At 66.7% G+C, this 22,529-nt stretch carries 22 protein-coding genes; 16 read left to right on the top strand and 6 right to left on the bottom strand.

The features are described 5' to 3' along the window. Nucleotides 1-65: 65 nt before the first annotated feature. The 4 genes from mptB (at nt 66) to NA5_RS29400 (ending at nt 4,780) form a co-directional block, all read left to right on the top strand. Nucleotides 66-1,814 carry a polyprenol phosphomannose-dependent alpha 1,6 mannosyltransferase MptB gene (mptB, locus tag NA5_RS29415; protein ID WP_169811376.1) on the top strand — a complete coding sequence of 583 codons (1,749 nt, stop codon included), beginning with the start codon at nt 66-68 and terminating at the stop codon, nt 1,812-1,814. A 125-nt stretch (nt 1,815-1,939) separates the two neighbouring features. Further along, nucleotides 1,940-2,875 carry an ABC transporter ATP-binding protein gene (locus tag NA5_RS29410; protein WP_174555287.1) on the top strand — a complete coding sequence of 312 codons (936 nt, stop codon included), beginning with the start codon at nt 1,940-1,942 and terminating at the stop codon, nt 2,873-2,875. Next, on the top strand, nt 2,872-3,663 hold the full coding sequence (locus NA5_RS29405; protein ID WP_062991840.1) for an ABC transporter permease: 792 nt from the start codon (nt 2,872-2,874) through the stop codon (nt 3,661-3,663). Before NA5_RS29410 ends, NA5_RS29405 begins: the two co-directional genes overlap by 4 nt. A gap of 142 nt (nt 3,664-3,805) precedes the next feature. Then, the gene (locus tag NA5_RS29400; RefSeq protein ID WP_062991838.1) at nt 3,806-4,780 is read left to right on the top strand and encodes a COX15/CtaA family protein; all 975 of its coding nucleotides are present in this window, start codon (nt 3,806-3,808) and stop codon (nt 4,778-4,780) included. A gap of 212 nt (nt 4,781-4,992) precedes the next feature. Here NA5_RS29400 and NA5_RS40745 read toward each other — a convergent pair whose 3' ends face one another. Beyond that, nucleotides 4,993-5,184: a hypothetical protein gene (locus NA5_RS40745; RefSeq protein ID WP_157110694.1), complete on the bottom strand. Its 192-nt coding sequence runs from the start codon at nt 5,182-5,184 to the stop codon at nt 4,993-4,995. On the opposite strand from NA5_RS40745, the gene NA5_RS29395 reads away from it, so the two are divergent. After that, nucleotides 5,183-6,094, top strand: coding sequence for a 2-hydroxyacid dehydrogenase (locus NA5_RS29395; RefSeq protein WP_062991943.1), 912 nt, complete (start codon nt 5,183-5,185; stop codon nt 6,092-6,094). The genes NA5_RS40745 and NA5_RS29395 overlap by 2 nt on opposite strands. An 18-nt stretch (nt 6,095-6,112) precedes the next feature. On the opposite strand, the gene NA5_RS29390 is transcribed toward NA5_RS29395, so the two are convergent. Then, nucleotides 6,113-6,949, bottom strand: a complete 837-nt coding sequence (locus NA5_RS29390) for a hypothetical protein (protein WP_062991836.1) — start codon at nt 6,947-6,949, stop codon at nt 6,113-6,115. A 189-nt stretch (nt 6,950-7,138) separates the two neighbouring features. Between NA5_RS29390 and NA5_RS29385 the strand changes: the two genes are divergently transcribed. Together NA5_RS29385 and NA5_RS29380 are read left to right on the top strand one after the other, a co-directional pair. Further along, a complete protein-coding gene (locus tag NA5_RS29385; protein WP_062991834.1) occupies nt 7,139-7,831 on the top strand; it encodes a type 1 glutamine amidotransferase domain-containing protein in 693 nt (230 codons plus the stop codon). Nucleotides 7,832-8,034: 203 nt separating this feature from the next. Continuing rightward, complete coding sequence (locus NA5_RS29380; RefSeq protein ID WP_062991833.1) at nt 8,035-8,748, top strand: respiratory nitrate reductase subunit gamma; 714 nt, start codon at nt 8,035-8,037, stop codon at nt 8,746-8,748. A gap of 5 nt (nt 8,749-8,753) precedes the next feature. Here the strand turns inward: NA5_RS29380 and NA5_RS29375 are convergent, their stop codons facing one another. After that, on the bottom strand, nt 8,754-9,101 hold the full coding sequence (locus NA5_RS29375; RefSeq protein WP_062991831.1) for a hypothetical protein: 348 nt from the start codon (nt 9,099-9,101) through the stop codon (nt 8,754-8,756). A 61-nt stretch (nt 9,102-9,162) separates the two neighbouring features. On the opposite strand from NA5_RS29375, the gene NA5_RS29370 reads away from it, so the two are divergent. Further along, nucleotides 9,163-10,128: a quinone oxidoreductase family protein gene (locus NA5_RS29370; protein ID WP_062991829.1), complete on the top strand. Its 966-nt coding sequence runs from the start codon at nt 9,163-9,165 to the stop codon at nt 10,126-10,128. A gap of 179 nt (nt 10,129-10,307) precedes the next feature. On the opposite strand, the gene NA5_RS29365 is transcribed toward NA5_RS29370, so the two are convergent. Then, complete coding sequence (locus tag NA5_RS29365; RefSeq protein ID WP_218020187.1) at nt 10,308-10,910, bottom strand: TetR/AcrR family transcriptional regulator; 603 nt, start codon at nt 10,908-10,910, stop codon at nt 10,308-10,310. 277 nt (nt 10,911-11,187) lie between these two features. Here NA5_RS29365 and NA5_RS29360 point away from each other — a divergent pair, with 277 nt between their 5' ends. Further along, nucleotides 11,188-11,970: a zinc-binding dehydrogenase gene (locus NA5_RS29360; protein ID WP_218020186.1), complete on the top strand. Its 783-nt coding sequence runs from the start codon at nt 11,188-11,190 to the stop codon at nt 11,968-11,970. A gap of 46 nt (nt 11,971-12,016) precedes the next feature. Continuing rightward, nucleotides 12,017-13,432, top strand: a complete 1,416-nt coding sequence (locus tag NA5_RS29355) for an FAD-dependent monooxygenase (protein WP_062991827.1) — start codon at nt 12,017-12,019, stop codon at nt 13,430-13,432. 1 nt (nt 13,433) lies between these two features. On the opposite strand, the gene NA5_RS29350 is transcribed toward NA5_RS29355, so the two are convergent. Next, on the bottom strand, nt 13,434-14,423 hold the full coding sequence (locus NA5_RS29350) for a heme o synthase (protein WP_062991939.1): 990 nt from the start codon (nt 14,421-14,423) through the stop codon (nt 13,434-13,436). Between the two features lie 305 nt (nt 14,424-14,728). Here NA5_RS29350 and tkt point away from each other — a divergent pair, with 305 nt between their 5' ends. Genes tkt through pgl form a run of 5 tightly spaced genes read left to right on the top strand, consistent with a single transcriptional unit; the run spans nt 14,729 to nt 21,272 of the window. Then, nucleotides 14,729-16,870, top strand: coding sequence for a transketolase (tkt, locus tag NA5_RS29345; RefSeq protein WP_062991937.1), 2,142 nt, complete (start codon nt 14,729-14,731; stop codon nt 16,868-16,870). A 6-nt stretch (nt 16,871-16,876) separates the two neighbouring features. Beyond that, entirely contained in the window at nt 16,877-18,007 is a 1,131-nt protein-coding gene (gene tal, locus NA5_RS29340; protein WP_062991825.1) for a transaldolase, read from the top strand. Between the two features lie 4 nt (nt 18,008-18,011). Continuing rightward, nucleotides 18,012-19,613, top strand: coding sequence for a glucose-6-phosphate dehydrogenase (zwf, locus tag NA5_RS29335; protein WP_062991823.1), 1,602 nt, complete (start codon nt 18,012-18,014; stop codon nt 19,611-19,613). Continuing rightward, complete coding sequence (gene opcA / locus NA5_RS29330; RefSeq protein ID WP_062991935.1) at nt 19,610-20,518, top strand: glucose-6-phosphate dehydrogenase assembly protein OpcA; 909 nt, start codon at nt 19,610-19,612, stop codon at nt 20,516-20,518. The genes zwf and opcA overlap by 4 nt, the downstream gene beginning before the upstream one ends. Then, nucleotides 20,511-21,272 (top strand): 6-phosphogluconolactonase, encoded by a 762-nt coding sequence (pgl, locus tag NA5_RS29325; protein ID WP_062991822.1) that lies wholly within the window; start codon nt 20,511-20,513, stop codon nt 21,270-21,272. The genes opcA and pgl overlap by 8 nt, the downstream gene beginning before the upstream one ends. On the opposite strand, the gene NA5_RS29320 is transcribed toward pgl, so the two are convergent. Next, nucleotides 21,269-22,039, bottom strand: a complete 771-nt coding sequence (locus NA5_RS29320) for an amidohydrolase family protein (protein WP_062991820.1) — start codon at nt 22,037-22,039, stop codon at nt 21,269-21,271. The genes pgl and NA5_RS29320 overlap by 4 nt on opposite strands. Before the next feature lie 68 nt (nt 22,040-22,107). Between NA5_RS29320 and NA5_RS29315 the strand changes: the two genes are divergently transcribed. Then, a complete protein-coding gene (locus tag NA5_RS29315; RefSeq protein WP_062991818.1) occupies nt 22,108-22,461 on the top strand; it encodes a MerR family transcriptional regulator in 354 nt (117 codons plus the stop codon). The last annotated feature ends 68 nt before the right edge of the window (nt 22,462-22,529 follow it).

The following is a 22,529-nucleotide window of genomic DNA, read 5'->3' as shown; positions in this document are numbered from 1 at the left end:
CTGCCCTGCGGTCGGTTTCGCGGGGCGCTGGATGCGCCGGTGGCATCGGCTACGCTGGCCGCGTGATGTCAGGCGAACACGGCGAACCAGGTGTCGAACCGAGCCGGTCGACCACCTCGGGCACCCTGATTCGCCTGCGTCGGACCGCGCCGATCCGCACCGCCGTTTCGCTGGGGCGTCGGATCATCGGCCTGGATGTCGCGCCCGACCACACCGTCGGCGACACCCTGCACATCAACGAACCCGAAGCCGCCGAACTCAACCTGCAGGAGACCGCGCAACTGCGTCGCGTCCGGCTGTTGGGCGCGACCGGTTCGGTCATGATGGCCATCGGCGCGCTCGGTCTCGGCGCCCAACCCACGCTGCAGAATCCGACCTACGGCAAGGCGATTCTCGGGCTGCCCGCACGGGTGCACAATTCGGGGCTGGCCACGACCATGGTCGGCACGGTCATCGTGATGCTGGCCTGGCTGCTGCTCGGCCGATTCGCACTCGGCTTGCAGTCCAACCGCATTCGCCGGATCAGCAGATCACAACTGGACCGCACACTGCTGCTGTGGATCATCCCGCTCTCGGTCGCACCGCCGATGTTCAGTCAGGATGTCTATTCCTATCTGGCCCAGGGGGAGATCGCGGCGAGCGGACTCGATCCCTATGACGTCGGCCCGGTACAAGGGCTCGGCCAGGACCACATTCTGACGCGCAGCGTCCCTAATATCTGGCAGAATTCGCCCGCTCCATACGGCCCACTCTCGATTTGGCTCGGCAAGGGCATCGCCGAAATCGTCGGCGACAATATGCTCGCCGGGGTGCTGCTGCACCGCATGCTGGCGCTACTCGGCGTGGCCTGCATCGTGTGGGCGCTGCCCCGACTGGCACAGCGGTGTCGAGTGTCCCCCGTGGCCGCATTGTGGCTCGGCGCCGTGAACCCATTGGTGATATTCCACCTGGTATCCGGTGTGCACAATGAGGCCATGATGCTCGGCCTGATGCTGGTCGGGTTGGAGTATGGTCTGGCGGCCCTGAGCAATATCGGCCCGATGCGCGGACACGCACTCGTGCTGCTTTTATCGGGAACCACCCTGATAGCGCTGTCCGCCATGGTCAAGATCCCATCGATGCTGGCACTGGCATTCGTGTGGATGGCACTGAGTCGAAAATGGGGCGGCGATTGGCGTGCGGTGCTCAGAGCCGCGCTATTCCTCGGTTGTGTCACCGGCACCGTCATGCTGGCGGTATGCCTGGGCAGCGGACTCGGCTTCGGCTGGATAGACACCCTGACCATGGCCAATTCGGTGCGCAGCTGGATGTCGCTGCCCACCGCGCTCGGCGTCGCCACCGGATTCGGCGGCGTGCTATTGGGATTGGGCGACCACACCACCGCACTGTTGAGCATCACCCGACCGATCGCGGCGGCCGCGGCCTCGCTGGTGGTGGTGCGGCTCATGGTGGCCACCTGGCGGGGACGGCTGCATCCGGTCGGTGCACTCGGCGTCGCCTTCGGCGCTGTCGTCCTGCTGTTTCCAGTGGTACAGCCCTGGTATCTGCTCTGGGGCATCGTCCCGCTGGCGGCATGGGCCAGCCGACCCGCCTTCCGAGTGCCCGCGACGATCGCTTCGGCGGCGATCAGCGTCATGCTCATGCCCTCGGGCAGCGAAATCCCGCCCTTCGTCCTTATCTATGCGGCCTGCATCACCGTTCTCACGTGCACGCTGATGATCCTGGCCACCCGCAAGTCGCTGCCGTGGCGGCTGCATCAGCTCGGCGCCGACACGGCGCCCACCGCGGCCGGTCCTTCCGGACCACAGCGGTGACGAGGCAGGGGTGTCGTCCGGGTCACATCCGTCCACGGCTTACGGTGTGACACCGTGAGGGAGCGAAGCGAGCGAACAATGGGCACAGCACCCTTGGACGCGACGGAGCCGAGCACCGAGGCGCGATGGTGACCGCAGCCTCGGAACCCGCCGTCTGTATCGACGGCGTCGTCAAACGTTACGGCGAGACCACCGCCGTCGACGGGATCAGCTTCGCCGTCGAGCAGGCACAGGTGCTGGCCCTGCTCGGACCCAACGGCGCGGGTAAGACCACGACCGTCGAAATGTGCGAGGGGTTCAAGACCCCGGATGCCGGTTCGGTGCGAGTGCTCGGACTCGATCCGATCGCCGACTCGGACCGGTTGCGCCCGCGCATCGGCGTCATGCTGCAGGGCGGTGGCGCGTACCCCGGTGCGCGCGCGGGCGAGATGCTCGACCTGGTCGCCGCCTACTCCGCCGATCCGCTCGATCCCGCGTGGTTGCTGAAAACCCTTGGCCTGCAGGACAACCGGCGCACACCGTACCGACGGTTATCCGGCGGCCAGCAACAGCGGCTCGCCCTGGCCTGTGCGCTGGTCGGAAAGCCGGAGATCGTCTTCCTCGACGAACCGACCGCGGGCCTGGACGCACAGGCCCGGCTCATCGTGTGGGAGCTGATCGATGCGCTGCGCCGCGACGGTGTCACGGTGCTGCTCACCACGCACATGATGGACGAGGCCGAACAACTGGCCGACCAGCTGGTGATCATCGATCACGGACGGATCGTCGCCTCCGGGACGCCCGCCGAGGTGACCGCACACGGCGCGGCCGGGCAGCTGCGCTTCACCGCCCCACCGAAACTCGATCTACGGCTGTTGAAAACCGCGCTGCCGGAAGGTTTCTCGCCGCGCGAGACGACGCCCGGACAGTATCTGATCGAGGGTGAGATCGATCCGCAGGTACTGGCGACGGTGACCGCGTGGTGTGCCCAGCAGAATGTGCTGGCGACCGATATCCGGATCGATCAGCGTCGCCTCGAGGACGTCTTCCTGGAACTCACCGGACGGGACCTACGCGGATGAATCAGCCAGATCTCGCCGGGAACCGCTTCGCGCCGGGCACTTTCATTCCCGATCCACGTCCGAGCGGCCGCCTCGCCATGATGAACGCGCAGACCCAGCTCGAGCTGATCCTGTTGCTGCGCAACGGCGAACAACTGCTGCTCACCATGTTCATTCCGATCACCCTGCTGGTCGGGCTCAGCCTACTGCCGTTCGGGGACCTCGGTGCGGATCGGGTCGACAAGATCGTGCCCGCGGTCATGATGGTCGCGGTCATGTCGACCGCCTTTACCGGGCAGGCCATCGCGGTCGGATTCGACCGGCGATACGGTGCGCTCAAGCGCCTCGGCGCCACCCCACTGCCGCGCTGGGGCATTGTGGCGGGCAAGAGCGCCGCGGTACTGATCGTGGTGGTGTTGCAGGCAATCCTGTTGGGGGCCATCGGTTTCGCGCTCGGCTGGCGACCCGAACTCGCCGGGCTCGGGCTCGGCGCGCTGGTGATCGCGCTCGGCACAGCCACTTTCGCGGCCATGGGTCTGCTGCTCGGCGGCACGCTCAAGGCGGAGATCGTGCTGGCGCTGGCGAATATCCTCTGGTTCGTCATGCTCGGCATCGCGAGCATCGTGTTCGCGTCCGACGATCTGCCCTCGGCGGTGAATGTGCTCGTGCGGTTGGTGCCGTCCGGGGCGCTGGCCGTCACGCTGGAAGACGCCATGCGCACCAGCATCGACTGGTTCGGCATCGCCGTGCTCGCCGCATGGGGCGGCATCTCCGCATTCCTCGCCGCCCGCTTCTTCCGCTTCGACTGACTCGCTCGAGATCAGGGGAGCTGGTGGCGGAGGCTTCTCGACCGATGCCGCCACAGTGTCCACCGGATCTCGAGCACGCGGCAACGACGGGGTGTAGTAGACCGGGTGCGGGTCGTTGAAGGGGCCGGGCTACGATCGTTGGGTGCTGTATCGCGCATTCCTGCGGCTCGTCGATCTGCTCCCGCTGCCCTCGTTGCGGGTGCAGCGACTGATCGCCGTCGCGGTCATCGTCTCCCAGGCGGGTATCGCCGTCACCGGTGCGATCGTGCGGGTCACGGCGTCCGGACTCGGATGCCCGACGTGGCCGCAGTGCTTCCCGGGCAGCTTCACCCCGACCGGAGTGGCCGAGGTTCCGGTGCTGCATCAGACCGTCGAGTTCAGCAATCGCATGCTGACCTTCGCGGTGACATTGTGCGCGGCGCTCATCGTGCTCGCCGTCACCCGGGCCCGCCGCCGTCGCGAGGTGCTGGTGTACGCATGGTTGATGCCGGGCGGCACGGTGCTGCAGGCGATCATCGGCGGTGTCACCGTGCGCACCGGTCTGCTCTGGTGGACGGTGTCGGTGCATCTGCTGGCGTCGATGCTGATGGTGTGGGTCGCGGTGGTCATGTTCGCGAAGGTCGGCGAACCCGATGACGGGATCGAAGCGATCCAGGCGCCCGCGCCGCTGCGCTGGCTGACCGGGCTGAGCGGTATCGCGCTCGCCGGTGTCCTCATCGCGGGCACGCTGGTCACCGGTGCCGGACCGCACGCGGGCGATAAGAGCATCGAACGACCGGTCGAACGCCTCCAGGTCGAGATCGTCACCCTGGTGCACCTGCACTCACAATTGCTGGTCGGCTATCTCGCACTGCTCATCGGCTTGGCCTTCGGCCTCTTCGCCGTCGGCATCACCCCCGCCGTCCGCACTCGCCTGTCAGTCCTGCTCGGCTTGGTCCTCGCCCAGTCCCTCGTCGGCGTAGTCCAGTACTTCACCGACGTCCCCGCCGCCCTGGTCGCCACCCACGTAGGCGGCGCCGCAGCCTGCACCGCCGCCACCGCCGCCCTCTGGGCCTCCCTCCGCACCCGCGAACACATCTCAGCCCCGATCCCCAACTCCACAGAACAGCTGGCGTAGCCCGTCCGGCCCGCCGTTCCAACGGAACCATCAGCGTTGAGCACCGAAGCGCCACAACCATTGCCTGGCATCGAGCCGTACCAGCGCGGCCTCCTCGCACCACTTCGCCAATGACGCCTGGCTCGGCAATGGCGCCTCATTGCCGGAGGCACATCAGCTCGCGGGATTCCGGCTGCGCTGATTCATGGTCGTCTCGACCTGGCCGGATCTCTCTACACCGCTTGGCAATTGGCGCAGGCATGGCCGAGTGCCGAATTGCGGGTCATCGCGGATTCCGGGCACACGGCAGCCCAGCCACGCGTGACGCGATACTCGGGGCGTCGACTCGTTTCGGTAGCGACGACGGTGAATGGTCCGATGATGGGATGCAGTTCGGTGCTGGGCGCGGCTAATCTGGCAGGCATGCCGGTAACTGTGCTTGTGCCTGATGATTATGGGGTCGAGGTGTTGGCTCGGCTCGATGGGATACGGCCGGTTCGGTATACGCCCGGCGAAGCGCTGCCTGCGGCGGCGGAGTTGGCAGAGGTGTTGGTTCCGGCGTTCCTGGGTCGGCCCGAGTCGATCGATCTGGCCGGGCTGCCGAAGTTGCGGTTGGTGCAGATGCTGACGGCGGGGGCCGAAGGGTGGATCGGTCGGCTGCCCGATGGGGTGCTGCTGTCGAATGCGCGGGGTGCGCACGGTGGCAGCTCTGCGGAGTGGGTGGTCGCAGCGCTGCTCACGATGTATCGCGAGCTGACGGAATTCGCCGACTTGCGGCGCGAACATCGCTGGTATCAGCATCGGACGGATACGTTGGCGGGTAAGCGAATCCTCGGCATCGGTGCGGGTGATCTCGCCGTCGAATTGCGCCGCAGGGTGGAAGCTTTCGACGCGACGCTGACGCTGGTCGGCACGAACGCACGCGACGGTGTGCACGGCGTCGACGAATTACCGCGGCTGCTCGGCGAATTCGATGCCGTGGTGCTGATGGTTCCGGTGACCGATCAGACCATCGGCATGGTCGATGCCGAATTCTTGGCGAGGATGGCCGATGGCGCGGTGCTGGTGAATGTCGCGCGCGGGCCGATCGTGCGGACCGAAGCGCTACTGGCCGAACTGGTTTCGGGTCGATTGCGCGCGGCCCTCGATGTCACCGACCCGGAGCCGCTACCGCCCGACCATCCACTGTGGACGGCACCCGGCCTGCTGCTGACGCCGCACGTCGCGGGTAGCAGCCGCGGCAGTCTCGAACGCGCCTATGCCGTTGTCGCGACGGAGATCGCCCGATTCACGGCCGGTGAGTTGCCGAAAAACCTTGTGCGCGGCGATTATTGACGCGTATCAACGACCCGACTATGCGAACCGCGGCCGAGTGGCCCGCGCTAGCGTTCGAATCAATGCGTCCGATGCCAGTTGTCCGCGCTCGAGCCGCAGCCCCGCGTAGCAGGGATCACCGTTCTCGACGAGCCCGACGATCATCGGCTCTGCCAATTGCTCTGCCGCGAAGGCGTATATCTGCTCCAACTTCGGCACGATCAGACCGTAATCGAGTGCCCGTGCCACGCGTCCCTCCAGCGCGAGCACCGCATCGACGGACATATTCGTCAGCGGATACACCTCGGGAAAAACATTGCGCAGGTCGAGAAAAAGCCGAACCGAGCTGCGGCGCGGGTCGGCCGACCAGCCGCCGAGGGCCCCGAACCGGCCGAGCGCGAGCGTCGGCCGCGCCACCAGTACGTGGGTGAACAGCACCCGCATCAGCGTCACATTGATCATCAACCGTTCGGCGGGCAGTTCGGCCGCGGCCAACTCCTGATGTTCCAGATAACCTGCGACGATGCTTCGATTATGCGCCCGATACCACGCCGCGGGCGAAGGGGCGGTGAGGAATTCGAGCCACAGCAGGGCACCGGGTGTCGACGCATCGCGGGTCCCGGCATGGTGCAGCAGCGCGGCCTCCAGTTTGTCGTGCAGCAGCCGGTCATTGATCGCCCGCCACCACGGGCTGCCGGTCTCGGCGTGCAGCACGCCGCGGGCGAGTTCCCACTGCAGGAAGGCGATTTCGGCCCGACGGTAGGCGCGAAGCTCCGGTGGATAGAAGCTCTCGGCGAGCGCGACACGCTGCTGCGCGTCGGCATGCGCGGCACCAACACGCCGAGCCGCCAGCTCGCTCGCCTTATCCGCGTTCATCGTCCCCTACTTTACGATCCGGACGGCGTCCGGACTCGGAACCGGAGACCCATTATTATTCTGATGTCTCCTATTGGCGATCCAATTGGTGCTTCGATGATCTGGTGCCTAACGTCGACATCGCGACGGATTGGCACTCCGGATGCGGAACATCAGCACGTCGAACCATCCCCGATCAGGAGGCACACGATGTCGAAGGTTCTTTTCGTCATGACCGGCGTCGACTACTGGACGCTCGCCGATGGCACCAAACATCCGACCGGCTACTGGGCCGAAGAGGTAGTGGCACCGTATAAGGCCATCAAGGCGGCGGGTCACGAGATCGTGGTGGCCACTCCCGGCGGTGTCGTTCCGACCGTCGACCAGGGCAGTCTCGCGGCTGAGGTCAACGGCGGCGCGGACGGCGCCGCGCAGATCGCCCGGACCTTGGCCGATGCGGCGGAATTGCGCAGCCCCATCCGGCTCGAGGATGTCGACGTGACCGACTACGACGCCGTCTACTACCCCGGCGGACACGGCCCGATGGAAGATTTGTCGGTGAATACCGACTCCGCCGCGCTGCTCGGTGCCGCGCTGGCCTCGGGCAAACCGCTCGGCGTCGTCTGCCATGCGCCCGCCGCGCTGCTCGCGACCGCCATCGACGGCGAATCCCCGTTCGTCGGCTACCGGGTCACCGGATTCACCAATGCCGAAGAGACACAAGCCGGTTTCGCCGATAAGGCCAAGTGGCTGCTGCAGGATCGGCTGGTCGAGCTCGGCGTCGATTTCCGCGAGGGCGAGCCGTGGGCCCCGCATATCGAGGTCGATTGCAATCTCTACACCGGGCAGAACCCCGCATCGTCGGCACCGCTCGCCGCAGAGATTGTCAAAGCACTGGGCTGATCCCGATGGCCGCGATGGCCCACCGAGGTGCTGGGCGCCACGCGGCCCCGCCTGATCCACTACGGCGTCCGACGCACCTGATCGCCACCGACCGCACCGCGCTCCTCAGCTGCGCCATCGTCGTCCTGTCGGACCACGAGTCCCGAAGTACCGCTGGGTAAGGGCCGTTGGTCCCTTGTTCCACATTCGGTGTCTCTGCGAACGTGATACGTCCGATCGTCGGCAAGGGAAGCGAACTCGCCGTGACATCGCTGTTGTGGATCGCGCTGCCCTACGGCGCGTTCATCTCGTTCGTGCTCGGTCACGTATGGCGCTACCGGCGCGACGGTTTCCGCAGCTATTCCAACTATCCGGAGATGGATCGCAGCCAGCGGGTCGGATCGACGGCATTCCGGCTCGGCGTCTGCCTCATAGTCCTCACCCGACTGATCCAGGTGATCACCGCCGAACCGCATGCCCGCCCCTCCGGTGCGCTGCACGTGGTCATCACGATCGTGCAGATCGGCGGTGCCGCCGCGGCCACGGTAGGGGCGGTGTTGCTGTTCCTACCGGATCTGATCGCGGGTCCGTCGCGTCCGGTGGTCACCCCGCTCGACCGCATCACCTTCCCGGCGTTGACCGCCGCGCTGCTATCCGGGGTGATCATCGAATACGACCCGACCACAGTGGCACGCGAATATCGAACCGGCGAAACGCTTTTCGCTTGGTTCCGCTCGCTGTGCACCATCGATCCGTATCCCGAGGCCATGCAGCATGCCCCGCTCATCTACCAGGCGCGCGGCTTGATCCTGCTGCTGATCCTCGGCATCTGGCCCTTCACCCGGCTCGCGGGCATCTTCGCTGGCCCGGTCGTGCGGCTGGTCCTGCGCGTCCCACGCGAAACTCGCGGTTCGGACGGCGCGATCACGCGAGCCTGAGCGGCTCAGTTCTCGTTGCGCGCCTTGGGAAAACGGGTCTGTCGGGCGACCCAACCAGCCATCTTGGCCCAGTGCCCTTTACGCGGGGTGACCACCGAAATCAGCTCGCGGTCCCATTCATCGGCCTCGGTGAGCCCGTCGACGGTTTCGACCAGCTCCTTCGCGGTCGCCAGATCATCGACCACGCGGTCACCGAGGACACCGTCGGAGCCGACCAGGGTGACACGCACACCCGCGCGGCCGATCGGCTGCAGCACGGCGGTGGCGGAGCCGCCGTGCTCGGCGACGAATCCCTTGACCGAATCCACTAGTGAACCCGACAGCTGCACTGGGGCGGCGGCTTCAACACTCATGGCGGCTAGTTTACTGACCGGTACGTTCGGGTCCAGCCCGCGTGGGTGTAGAACGGATCTCATGCGCGCTATTCAGGTTTCCGAGCACGGCGGTCCCGAAGTCCTGAACTATGTCGAGGTGCCGGATCCGCAGACCGGTCCGGATCAGCTGCTGGTCGACACCGAGGCGATCGGCATCAACTTCATCGACACCTATATCCGTACCGGCCGCTATCCGCAGGCGGTCCCCTATATCCCCGGCGCGGAGGGCACCGGCGTGGTCGCCGAGGTCGGCCCGGATGTGACCGAATTCGCCGTCGGCGACCGGGTCGCCTGGGCGGCCGCGCCCGGCAGCTACGCCCAGCGAGTCGCGGTTCCGGCGGCGGTCGCGGTCAAAGTGCCCGACGGTGTCGACGCACCGGTGGCCGCGTCGGCACTACTGCAGGGTATGACCGCGCACTACCTGATCGAATCGATCTACAAGCCCGAACCCGGCGAGACCGTGCTGGTGCACGCGGGCGCGGGCGGCGTCGGCCTCTTGCTCACCCAGCTCGCCGTCGCACGCGGTGTCCGGGTGATAACCACCGTCTCCTCGGACGCGAAGGAGAAACTGTCCCGCGAGGCGGGCGCGAGCGAGGTACTGCGCTACACCGATGATCTCGCCGAGCAGGTCCGCGCGCTTACCGAGGGCGTCGGCGTCGCCGCCGCTTACGACGGTGTCGGCGCGGCCACCTTCGAGGCCAGCCTTGCATCGTTGCGGGTACGCGGCATGCTGGCCCTGTTCGGCGCGGCCAGCGGCCCGGTACCGTCCTTCGATCTGCAGCGCCTCGGCCCGGCGGGCTCGCTGTTCGTCACCCGACCCACGCTGGCGCACTACACCCGGGACCGCGCCGAATTGGTCTGGCGCGCAACCGATATCCTCAACGCGATCGCCAACGGCACCCTGGACGTGCGGATCGGCGCCACATATCCGCTGGCCGAAGCCGAGCAGGCGCACCGCGATCTCGAGGGCCGCAAGACAACCGGCTCGATCGTGCTACTGCCGTAGCCCTATACCAACGGCCGTGCACCGGCGCGGCCGTTGGTACACGGAACCAATTGCCCCGCAGTCTGATTCATTCCTCCCGTCGCCGCCGGATCGGTTCCACTGCCGCGCAGCCCAATCACACCTCTGCCGGGCAGTTTCCCTGCGCCGCAGCCCGATTCACCCGACGGAGCGCTGCCGAGTCAGTAGTCCCGTCCGGTCAGACCGCGGTAAATGAACCGCGTCAACCCCTCGATCGCCTGGTCATCGGTCAGCGCGACGGTGCCGTCCTCGACCAGCGCCACCATGCCCTGGGCGACCTGGAACATCATCGCCAGACTGGCATCGATGCTGCTCGGCAGCCGTAATCCCTGGTCGGCCAGGACATCCAGATGATCAGCGATATCCGCGCGCTGTTCGACCCCGAACCGTCCGAGTACGCGCGCGAAATCCTCGCTGACGATCGCCGCCTGCGTCATGGCGCGCAGCACCGGCGCATGTTCCCGCGCAAAGGTCCAATATCCGGCGACGTGATACCGCACCGCCTCCGGATCACTGAAATCGGATTTGTGTTCGGGCTGCTCCGCGCGCTCGTCCCCGGCGCTCGCCAGATCGTTCAGCAGGGCTTGGAGCAGTTCCTCCTTGCTGGCGAAGTGGTTGTAGAACGACCCGGCCGCGCGCCCCGCTGCCGCGGTGATGTCGGTGATCTTGGTGTTCAAGTAGCCACGTTCGGCGAACACCCGCCGCGCCGCATCCTTGAGCGCCTGTTCGGTCTCTGCGGACTTCTCCCGGCGACTCGACGTCACGCGCACCACCTCCTTGACAGGAAAACCTACCAACTCCATACTGAATTCAGATTCAGTGAATTTCAATTCAGATTGGTGGCGATGATGAAAGCGGCAGTCCTGCACAGCGCACGTGAGGTTCCCGTATACGGCGACTTCGACGACCCTCAGGTGACCGAAGGTCGGGACCTGGTGGAACTGGTGGCGGCGGGCATCCATCCGATCGTTCGAGCGCTGGCCGCCGGCACGCACTACGGCAGCACCGGCGCCTATCCCCCTGATCCCGGGCATCGACGCGGTGGCACGCACCGCCGAGGGTGCACTCGTCTACACCGGGTTCCCGCAGGCCCCCTACGGCACGCTGGCCGAGCGGATGGCGGTGCCCGCGCGGATCCGGATTCCCCTCCCGACCGGCGTCGATCCGGCGCGGATCGCCGGTGGTCTCAATCCCGGTTTGTCCTCGTGGCTGGTTCTGCGCGAACGCCGCGCCGCACTGACCGACCAGAAGCTCGGCACCGTGCTTGTCCTCGGCGCCACCGGGGCCGCGGGTCTGCTAGCCGTGCAGAACGCCTTCGTACTCGGCGCGGACCGGGTGATCGCCGCCGGACGCAATCCGTCGGCGCTCGATCGGGCGGCGGGATACGGCGCGAGTACGGTCACGCTCCAGGACGACAGGGCAGCCACCGCGTCGGCGCTGGCCGAGGTGATCGGTGCCGAGGCGCCGAGTCTGGTGCTCGACTATGTGTGGGGCGCACCGGCCGAGGCCGCCTTGGCGGCGCTCGGACGCCAGGGGCTGACCGAGGACGACGCGGATATCGCATACATCCAGATCGGCACGATGGCAGGTGGCGAGGCTGCCGTCCCGGCGGCGTTGTTGCGCAGCCGTCGCATCACGATCTCCGGCAGCGGAGCCGGATCCACGTCGGTGCAGTCGATGGTGGCCGCCATCCCCGAATACATGCGCTTGATCGCCGACGGCCGATTGGACACCGCGGTACAGGAATTCCCGCTCTCGAAGATCGAAGAAGCATGGGCCGCAGCGCAATTAGGTTCCCCCCGGGTGGTCGTCGTCCCGGATTGATCGATCGACACCCAAGCCGCCGACACAAATTCAGTACGGAGATATCGTGCACACGCAAGTACTCATCGCAGGCGCCGGACCCACCGGCCTCACCCTCGCCATCGACCTGGCCCGCCGCAATATCCCGGTGCGCATTATCGACCGGGCAACCGAATTCTTCGCCGGATCGCGCGGCGACGGCATCCAACCGCGCACCCTCGAAGTCTTCGACGACCTCGGCGTACTGGACGCGGTCCACCGGGCCGGAGCACCGACACCGGTCATCCGCGCCTACTCCGGCAATCAATTCGCGGGCGAACATCGGATGGCCGAACCGGTCGAGCCGACGCCCGCGGTCCCCTATCCCAACCCCTGGGTGCTCGGGCAGTCACATACCGAGGCCATTCTGCGTGATCGGCTCGCAGAGTTCGGCGTGCGGGTCGAACTCGCCACGGCGCTGGTCACTTTCGAACAGGACGAGACCGGCGTCGAGGTCGAATTGGCGCACGACGGCGTCGTCGAGACGCTGCGTGTCGCCTATCTCGTCGGCGCGGACGGCGGCAAGAGCACCGTCCGAAAGATGCTCGGCATTGCGTTCGAAGGCAGCACCGATGATTCGATCCGCATGTTGCTCGGCGATGTCAGTGCCGACGCACTCGATCACGACTACGGCTACTGGTTCGCCGCCGCCGGTCGCCCGATGGACGGAATCGTATTGTCCCCGTTGCCCGGTGGCAGCCAGTTCCAGTTCGGCGCGCCATTGGACACCGACGCCGAGCCCACCCTGGAGCTGCTGCAGCAGTTCGTCGACCGCTACGCCGGAGATCTGGATATCGTCCTCACCGATCTCACCTGGGCGACGGTATGGCGGCCGAATATCCGTCTGGCGCAACGGTTCCGGGAGGGCAGGGTATTCCTCGCGGGCGATGCCGCGCATGTGCATCCGCCCACCGGCGGACAGGGCATGAACACCGGTGTCCAGGATGCCTACAACCTCGGCTGGAAGCTCGCGGCCGCCGTCGCGGGCGACCAATCACTGCTGGACAGTTACGAATCCGAGCGACGCGCGGTGGCCGCACGGGTGCTCGGCATCAGTACCGAACTGCTGGACAAGCTGGTCGATGGTGCCGAGGACGCCATGCAGCGCGGCGAGCAGACGCGTCAATTGGATATCAGTTACCGCGATCCGGTCGACCCCGGCGTGCTCGTCGCGGGTGACCGCGCGCCCGACGCACCGGTCAAAGATGCCGACGGTCGCCCGATTCGACTGTTCGACCTGTTCCGTGGACCGCATGCGACGCTGCTGTCATTCGGCGAAACCGACGTACCGCCCGAACCCGGTGTCGAGGTGTACCGCGTGATCCGCCCCGGCGATAAGGCGACCGGACCGTACGTCGTGGATGTCGACGGTCACGCCTTCGCCGCCTATGACGCGGTCGACGGCACCACCGTACGAATCCGGCCCGACGGATACCTCGGCTGACCTAGCCGAAGAAGCTGCCGATCGTGTCCCACCCGAGCACCGAATCCACCGCGAGACCACAGAACACCACGGCCAGATAGTTGTTGGACTGCAAGAACAGTCGCAGCGGCTTCACCGATTCACCACGTCGCACACCGGAGTACAGCTGGTGCGCCATGAGCAGGAACCACGCTCCGGCCACCAGCGCGACCGCCGCGTAGACCACACCGGTCGCGGGGACCAGCGCGAGGGTGGTGAGCACGGTGAGCCAGGTGTAGATGACGATCTGCTTGGTGACAGCCTGCTCGGTGGCCACGACCGGCAGCATCGGCACCCCCGCCGCGCGATAGTCCTCCTTGTAACGCATGGCCAACGCCCAGGTGTGCGGCGGCGTCCAGAAGAAGATGACACCGAACAGCGCGATCGCGGGCCAGCCGATGTTTCCGGTCACCGCCGACCAGCCGACCAGCGCGGGCATACATCCCGCCGCGCCGCCCCACACCACATTCTGTGAGGTCCGACGCTTGAGGCCGAGGGTGTACACGAAGACGTAGAACAGGATCGTCGCGACGACCAGCAGACCACTGAGCAGATTCGCCTGCCACCACAACCAGGCGAACGACCCGATACCGAGCGTCACACCGAAGACGAAGGCGTGCGAAGTCGGCACGGCCTCCCTGGCCAGCGGCCGCTTCGCGGTCCGCTTCATCACCTTGTCGATATCGGCGTCGGCGACACAGTTGAGGGTGTTCGCGCTCGCGGCGCCCATCCAACCGCCGAACAGCGTGGCAAGGATCAGTCGGATATCGACATGGCCGCGGTCGGCCAGCAGCATCGTCGGAATGGTCGCGACCAGCAGCAGCTCGATGACTCGCGGCTTGGTCAACGCGATATAGGCGAGCGGTCGCCGCAGTAGTCGGGACAGCAGGCCATCGCCGGTCAACCGGTCGGCCAGCGCCGTCGCGGAGGAGCCGTGTGCGCCATTGCCACCCGGCTGTTGCCCTATCCGCACTATCTCTCCTCGCACGCTGTGCATCGCATCCGGCATGAACCACTACCGCGCTCCCCTGCTCGAGCTGGTGCGAGGCGGCAACTACTACAGACGATGGTAGACCCAGCCGCACAGCCTTCTTTCCATAGCCCCTCGCTGCGGCACGCTGTCGCAGCGATTCGACACCCGTGAGTAAGCCGGGTTCGTCACATGCCGGTCATCGGGCACATCTAGGGTAGTTGGGGTAAACCGGTTCGCATTCCACCGCTGCCGTGCGTGCACCCCTCGCCACCGTCGACGAAACCAATGTCAGGAGAACCTCGGTCGTGTCAGTCACAGACGACATCCGCGCCCTCACTCAGCCGAACCACCCGGACGACTGGACGGATCTGGACACCAAGGCCGTCGACACCGTTCGGGTTCTGGCCGCCGATTCGGTGCAGAACGCCGGGAACGGGCACCCCGGCACCGCGATGAGCCTCGCACCGCTGGCCTACACCCTCTACCAGCGCACCATGCGCCTGGATCCGACCGATCCGAGCTGGGTCGGCCGGGACCGCTTCGTGCTGTCCTGCGGCCACTCCAGCATCACCCAGTACATCCAGCTCTACCTCGCCGGATACGGTCTGGAGCTGAACGACCTCGAACATCTGCGCAAGTGGGGCTCGCTCACCCCAGGACACCCCGAGTTCCGCCACACCGACGGCGTCGAGATCACCACCGGCCCGCTGGGCCAGGGTCTGGCCTCCGCGGTCGGCATGGCGATGGCGGCGCGGCGTGAGCGCGGTCTGTTCGACCCGGACGCCGCACCGGGCACCAGCCCGTTCGACCACTTCATCTACGTCATCACCTCCGACGGTGACATGGAAGAGGGCGTCACCTCCGAGGCCTCCTCGCTCGCGGGCACACAGCAGCTCGGCAACCTGGTCGTCATCTACGACGACAACAAGATCTCCATCGAGGACGACACCACCATCGCCTTCACCGAGGATGTCGCCGAGCGCTACCGGGCCTACGGCTGGCATGTGCAGGTGGTCGAGGGCGGCGAGGACGTCGTCGCCATCGAGGCGGCGCTGGCCGCGGCCAAGGCGGAGACCGGCAAGCCCTCGATCATCGTGCTGCGCACCATCATCGGCTACCCGGCACCGAACAAGATGAACACCGGTGCCGCGCACGGTGCCGCACTCGGCGCCGACGAAGTGGCCGCCACCAAGAAGATCCTCGGCTTCGACCCGGAAAAGAAGTTCCAGGTCGACGACGATGTCATCGCGCACACCCGCAAGGTCATCGAGCGCGGCCAGCAGGCGCATGCGGCCTGGCAGCAGCAGTTCGACGCGTGGGCCGCCGCCAACCCGGAGAACAAGGCGCTGTTCGATCGGCTCGCCAAGCGTGATCTGCCCGAGGGCTGGGCCGCGAATCTGCCGACCTACGAGGCGGATCCGAAGGGGATGGCCACCCGCAAGGCGTCCGGCAAGGTACTCGCCGCGCTGGCGCCGGTGCTGCCGGAGCTGTGGGGCGGTTCGGCCGACCTCGCCGAATCCAACAACACCACCATGCCCGACGCGCCGAGCTTCGGTCCGGAGTCGATCTCGACCGGTATGTGGAAGGCCAACCCGTACGGCCGCACCCTGCACTTCGGTGTGCGCGAGCACGCCATGGGCGCGATCCTCAACGGCATCGCGCTGCACGGCCCGACTCGCCCCTACGGCGGCACCTTCCTGGTCTTCTCCGATTACATGCGCCCGGCCGTACGCCTGGCCGCGCTGATGCGGGTACCCGCGATCTACGTGTGGACGCACGACTCCATCGGCCTCGGCGAGGACGGCCCGACGCATCAGCCGATCGAACACCTGGCCGCGCTGCGCGCGATTCCGGGTCTGAATGTGGTCCGCCCCGGCGACGCCAACGAGACCACCTACGCCTGGCGCACCATCCTCGAGCGCGACAGCAGCGAGCACACCTCGCACTTCTCGGTGTCCGAACCCGCCCACCAGGACGGACCGTCCGCGCTCGCGCTGACCCGCCAGGATCTGCCGATCCTAGAGGGCACCAGCTACGAAGGTGTCAAGAAGGGCGGCTACGTGCTTGCCGAGGCGTCCATCGGGACACCGCAGGTCATCCTGATCGCGACCGGATCCGAGCTGCAGCTCGCCGTCGCCGCCCGCACTACGCTGGAGGCGCAGGGCATCGGTACCCGCGTGGTCTCGATGCCGTGCGTGGAGTGGTTCGACGCGCAGGACAAGGCATATCGGGACGAGGTACTGCCGCCGACGGTCGCCGCTCGGGTGGCCGTCGAGGCCGGTATCGCGATGCCGTGGTACCGGTTCACCGGTGACGCGGGCGAGATCGTTTCGATCGAGCACTTCGGTGCCTCGGCCGATTTCAAGACCCTGTTCCGCGAGTTCGGGATCACCGCGGAAGCCGTAGTCGCTGCCGCGCAGCGCACCCTGGACAACGTGAAGGGATAAGAGCTCATGGCACAGAACGAAAACCTCGCCGCCCTCTCCGCCGCGGGCGTCTCGGTGTGGCTCGATGATCTGTCGCGGGACCGGATCCAGTCCGGCAACCTGGCCGAGCTCATCGAAACCCGCAGCGTCGTCGGCGTCACCACCAATCCGACCATCTTCCAGGGCGCCCTGAGTCAGGGTCATGCCTACGACGGTCAGGTGAAAGAGCTTGCGGCCCAAGGCGCGGATGTGGATTCCGCGATCCGGACCATCACCACCGACGATGTGCGTGCGGCCTGCGATGTACTGGCCGGGGTATACGAGGCCAGCAACGGTGTCGACGGCCGGGTCTCCATCGAGGTCGACCCGCGCCTGGCATTCGACGCCGAGCAGACGGTCGCGCAGGCCATCGACCTGTGGAAGACGGTGGACCGGCCCAACCTGTTCATCAAGATTCCGGCCACCGAGGCTGGCCTGCCCGCGATCACCCGGGTGATCGCGGAGGGCATCAGCGTCAACGTCACCCTGATCTTCTCGGTCAAGCGCTACCGCGAGGTGATGGGCGCTTACCTCGACGGTCTGCGCAATGCCAAGGGTGCCAGCCACGATCTTGCCAAGATCCATTCGGTCGCTTCGTTCTTCGTCTCCCGGGTGGACACCGAGATCGATAAGCGGCTGGAGGCGATCGGCACGCCGGAGGCGCTGGCACTGCGCGGACAGGCGGGTGTCGCCAACGCGCGCCTGGCCTACGCCGAATACCAGGATGTCTTCGACGGCGGTGCGCACACCTCGACCTACAACCATCTGGCCGCCTCCGGTGCGAATCGGCAACGGCCGCTGTGGGCTTCGACCGGTGTGAAGAATCCGGAGTACTCGGACACGCTGTATGTCACCGAGCTGGTGGCGCCGAATACGGTGAACACGCTGCCGGAGAAGACCCTCGAGGCGGTCGCCGATCACGGCGAGATCCGTGGCGACGCCGTCAGCGGTACCGCCGCGGCCGCGCAGGATGTGTTCGACAAGCTCACCGCGGTCGGCATCGACCTCGACGACGTATTCGAGGTACTCGAGCGCGAGGGTGTGGAGAAGTTCGAGAAGTCGTGGGAGGAGCTGCTTTCCGCCACGGCAGGCGAACTGGCCAAGACCGGAGATAACTGACCCGATGGCCGGCACTCAGACCAATACCTGGAAGAACCCGCTGCGCGACGAGCGGGATAAGCGGGTTCCCCGCATCGCGGGACCGTGCAGCATGGTGATCTTCGGCGTCACTGGCGATCTGTCCCGGAAGAAACTGATGCCGGCCATCTACGATCTGTCGAACCGGGGGCTGCTGCCCCCGGGCTTCGCACTGGTCGGCTTCGCGCGCCGGGACTATGCGGACGAGGACTTCGCGAACGTCGTGCTCGACGCGGTGAAAGCGCACGCGCGCACGCCATTTCGGCAGGAGGTCTGGGATCACCTGGCCGAGGGCATCCGTTTCGTGCAGGGCTCCTTCGACGACGATTCCGCCTTCGCCAAACTCGCCGATGTGCTGGCGAAGCTGGACAAGGATCGCGGCACCGGCGGCAATCACGCCTTCTACCTGTCGATTCCGCCGAATATGTTCCCGGTGGTGCTCGATCAGCTCTCCGAGCACAAACTGGCCCAGCCGACGAAAACGAATGGCGAGGGCCGCAAGCCGTGGCGCCGGGTGGTGATCGAGAAGCCGTTCGGCCACGATCTGGACAGCGCACACGAGCTGAATGCCTTGGTCAACCGGGTGTTCCCGGAGGAGACGGTATTCCGCATCGATCACTATCTCGGCAAGGAGACGGTGCAGAACATCCTGGCACTGCGCTTCGCCAACCAGCTCTACGAACCGATCTGGAATGCCAATTACGTCGACCATGTGCAGATCACCATGGCCGAGGACATCGGATTGGGCGGGCGCGCGGGCTATTACGACGGTATCGGCGCGGCCCGCGATGTCATCCAGAACCACCTGCTGCAATTGCTCGCGCTGACCGCCATGGAGGAGCCGATCAGCTTCGAGCCCAAGCAGCTGCAGGCGGAGAAGATCAAGGTGCTCTCGGCGACCAAACTCGTCGAGCCGCTCGATGAAACCACCGCGCGCGGACAGTACGCGGAGGGTTGGCAGGGCGGCGAGCATGTGGTCGGACTGCTCGACGAGGAGGGTTTCGACCCGCAATCGCGCACCGAGACCTACGCGGCGATCACCCTCGAGGTCGACACCCGACGCTGGGCGGGCGTGCCGTTCTACCTGCGCACCGGAAAACGCCTCGGCCGCAGGGTGACCGAGATCGCGGTGGTGTTCAAGCGGGCGCCGCATCTGCCGTTCGATCAGACCATGACCGAGGATCTCGGGCAGAACGCACTGGTCATCCGGGTGCAGCCCGATGAGGGCATTACCACCCGGTTCGGTTCGAAGGTGCCGGGGTCGAGCATGGAAGTGCGCGACGTCAATATGGATTTCAGCTACGGCGAGGCGTTCACCGAATCCTCCCCCGAGGCCTACGAACGCCTGATCCTCGATGTGCTGCTCGGGGTGCCGTCCCTGTTCCCGGTGAACGCGGAGGTCGAATTGTCCTGGCGCATCCTGGATCCGGTGCTCGAGCACTGGGGGATGGTAGGAGGCGGAGCCGACGGGGTGGGTGAGAACAGCGCCGCCGACGGTAAGCCCGAACAGTACGAGGCGGGGACCTGGGGTCCAGCCTCCGCCGATGAGATGTTGGCCCGGACCGGGCGCGAATGGCGGCGGCCATGATCGTCGATATGCCGCAAACCACCACCTCCGAGGTCACCAAACGTCTGGTGCGGCTTCGGGAGAGCAATGGCGTGATCACCATGGGCCGGGTGCTGACGCTGGTCGTGTGCACGCTGGACAGCTCCGAGGCCGAGGACGCCATCGACGCCGCCAATGACGCCAGCCGCGAACATCCCTGTCGCGTTGTCGTTTTGGCGCGCGGTGACCGCGAGGCCGAGACCCGACTCGATGCTCAGATCCGCGTCGGCGGTGATGCGGGTGCGGCCGAGGTGATAGTGCTGCGGCTGCAGGGTGATCTGATCAACCACGAGAGCAGTGTCGTCATCCCCTTCCTGCTGCCCGATACCCCGGTGGTGGCCTGGTGGCCGCGCGGAGCCCCGGAGTTCCCGTCCAAGGATTCGGTGGGGCGCTTGGCGACTCGCCGCATCACCGACGCCACCTTCGCGGCCGATCCGCAGGCGACGATCAAGAAGCGGCTCGGCTCCTACGCCTCCGGTGATACCGATCTGGCGTGGAGTCGCATCACCTACTGGCGTGCGCTGCTGGCGGCCGCCATGGACGAACCGCCGTTCGAGCCGGTGGAGTCGGTGACCGTCTCCGGACTGCGCGACGAACCCGCGCTGGATATGCTCGCGGGCTGGCTGGCCGCCCGGCTCGACTGTCCGGTGCGGCGTCGCTCGGGCGCCTTGCGTGTGGAGGTGCATCGCTCGACTGTGTCGATCGCCATCGAGCGGCCACAGACCGGGCGCACCGCGACACTGACCCGCACCGGTGACCCGGATCAGCGAATCGCATTGGCGCGCCGGGAAACTCGTGACTGCCTCGCCGAGGAACTGCGACGGCTGGATGCCGACGAGATCTATGCCGAGGCGCTCGCCGGAATCGAAAAGGTGACCTATGAGTGAGCGCGCGAACTCCCCCGCGAACACCGTCGAGGTGCACGACGACACCGACTCCTTGATTGCCGCGGCGGCCGCGCGATTCGTCGCGATCGTGGTGGCCGCGCAGGCGGCGCGTGGCTCCGCATCGGTGGTGTTGACCGGCGGCGGAACCGGGATCGGACTGTTGGAATCGGTCCGCAAGACACCCGGCGATATCGACTGGTCGCGGCTCGATGTGTTCTGGGGTGACGAGCGATTCGTGCCCGCGGGTGATTCCGAGCGCAATGATCTGCAGGCGCGGCAGGCGCTGCTGGATCATGTGCCGGTGGATCCGTCGCGGGTGCATCCGGTCGCCACCTCCGATGGTGAATATCCGGATCCGGTCGAGGCCGCCGCGGAGTACGCGGCGGCGGTGCACGCCCACTTGGCGGAGCACGGAGCCTTCGATCTGCATCTACTCGGCATGGGTGGCGAGGGGCATGTGAATTCGCTGTTCCCGCATACCGATGCGGTGCGCGAACAGCACGAACTCGTTGTCGCGGTATCGGATTCGCCGAAGCCGCCGCCGGTGCGGGTCACGCTGACGCTGCCCGCCGTGCGGCGCAGTCGCCATGTCGTGCTGGTCGTCGGCGGTGCGGCCAAGGCCGAAGCCGTTGCCGCGGCGGTGGCGGGTGCGGATCCGGTGGAGATTCCCGCGGCGGGCGCCGTCGGGTCGGAAACCACTGCGTGGCTGTTGGACCGGGACGCCGCCGCGGCATTGCCGGATGCCGCGAGCTAACTCAGCAGCTGCCGCGCCGTCGCGCCGAGGACCAGTTCGCGCACGTGTGGTGAGCGGGTGGCGCGTTCGACGATCGTGCGTGCGATGACCGGGTCGCCGTAGGGCGCGTCCGAGCCGAAGAGGGTGCGCTCGGGAATTTCGGCTATGGCTAGGCGGACCGCGAAAACGATACTGGCAGTGGACAGTTCGAGATACATATTCGGCGTATCGCGGACCAGTTCGATCGCTTCCATCCAGTGCGCTCCGCCGAGCTGGGAGACCACCAGGGGTACGCGAGGGTAGCGGCGCGCGAGGTCGGTCAGGGTGCGCAGGTCGGCGGCGGTCGTGGGCGCGGCGCCGTGGACGACGACAGGGAGTCCACCGTGGTCGGTCGCGGCACGGAGTACCGGCTCGACGAGAGCGGCTCGGCCGGGCGGCGGGGTCAACTCTCCGATGCCGCGCAGACCGCGCCCGACTACCTCGCATTCGACGATCGCTTCGGCGTCGGGTGCGTCGAGCGGCACCGAGGCGAAGCCGATGAAGCGGTCCGGGTGGGCGGCGAGTGCGGCGTCTAGTTCGCGCCGAGCCGTTTCGCGGCCGAGTGCACCGCCACCGGCAAGTGCCCGAGTCAGCAGGTCCATCTCCGCGCGGAGTTCGGTGAGGGTTGCGGCCCGCTCGGGATGCGGTCGGGTCATGAAGAGGATGGTCTTGTCCACGCCCGCCTCGTCGAGCAGCGCGATATGGTCGGTGAGCGGGTCGTGGACGTGGCTGTGTGCGTCGATGATCAACGTTTCTCCTGGCGGAATCGAGTTACCGACCCGAGTGTTGATCCCTGACACCATGGGAAGGTCAAATCATGCTGATCGGTGAGCTGGCCAGCCGTACCCGCACCAGCGAGCGGCTGCTGCGCTATTACGAGCGGGTCGGGCTGCTGTCGGCCGAACGCCGCCACAATGGGTATCGCGAGTACGACGCCGATGCCGAGCGGCGTGTCGGGCAGATTCGCGCTTTGCTCGCGGCGGGACTCTCGACCCGGGTGATCGGGCAGCTGCTGCCGTGCGCGGTCGACGATGGTGCGTTGCGGGCCTGTTCTGGCGTACTGCCCGCGCTGCGGGAGCGGCTGGCGGAGCTTGATCGTCGGGCCGTTGAGCTCGATGCCGCTCGCGAGCTGCTGCGGCGGACAATCGAGGAGACCGAGCACTCACGCTGATGCCGCGTCTGACTGCGGCCGATGAAATCCGCGATTGGTCACCGGGTACTCGGAGAAGTTTCTCGCAA

The sequence above is a fragment of the Nocardia anaemiae NBRC 100462 genome, assembly GCF_001612725.1.
In the GTDB taxonomy this organism is placed as follows: Bacteria; Actinomycetota; Actinomycetes; order Mycobacteriales; family Mycobacteriaceae; genus Nocardia; species Nocardia anaemiae.
The sequence above is the reverse complement of the archived record's forward strand: the minus strand, read 5'-3'. Positions and strand labels throughout refer to the sequence as shown.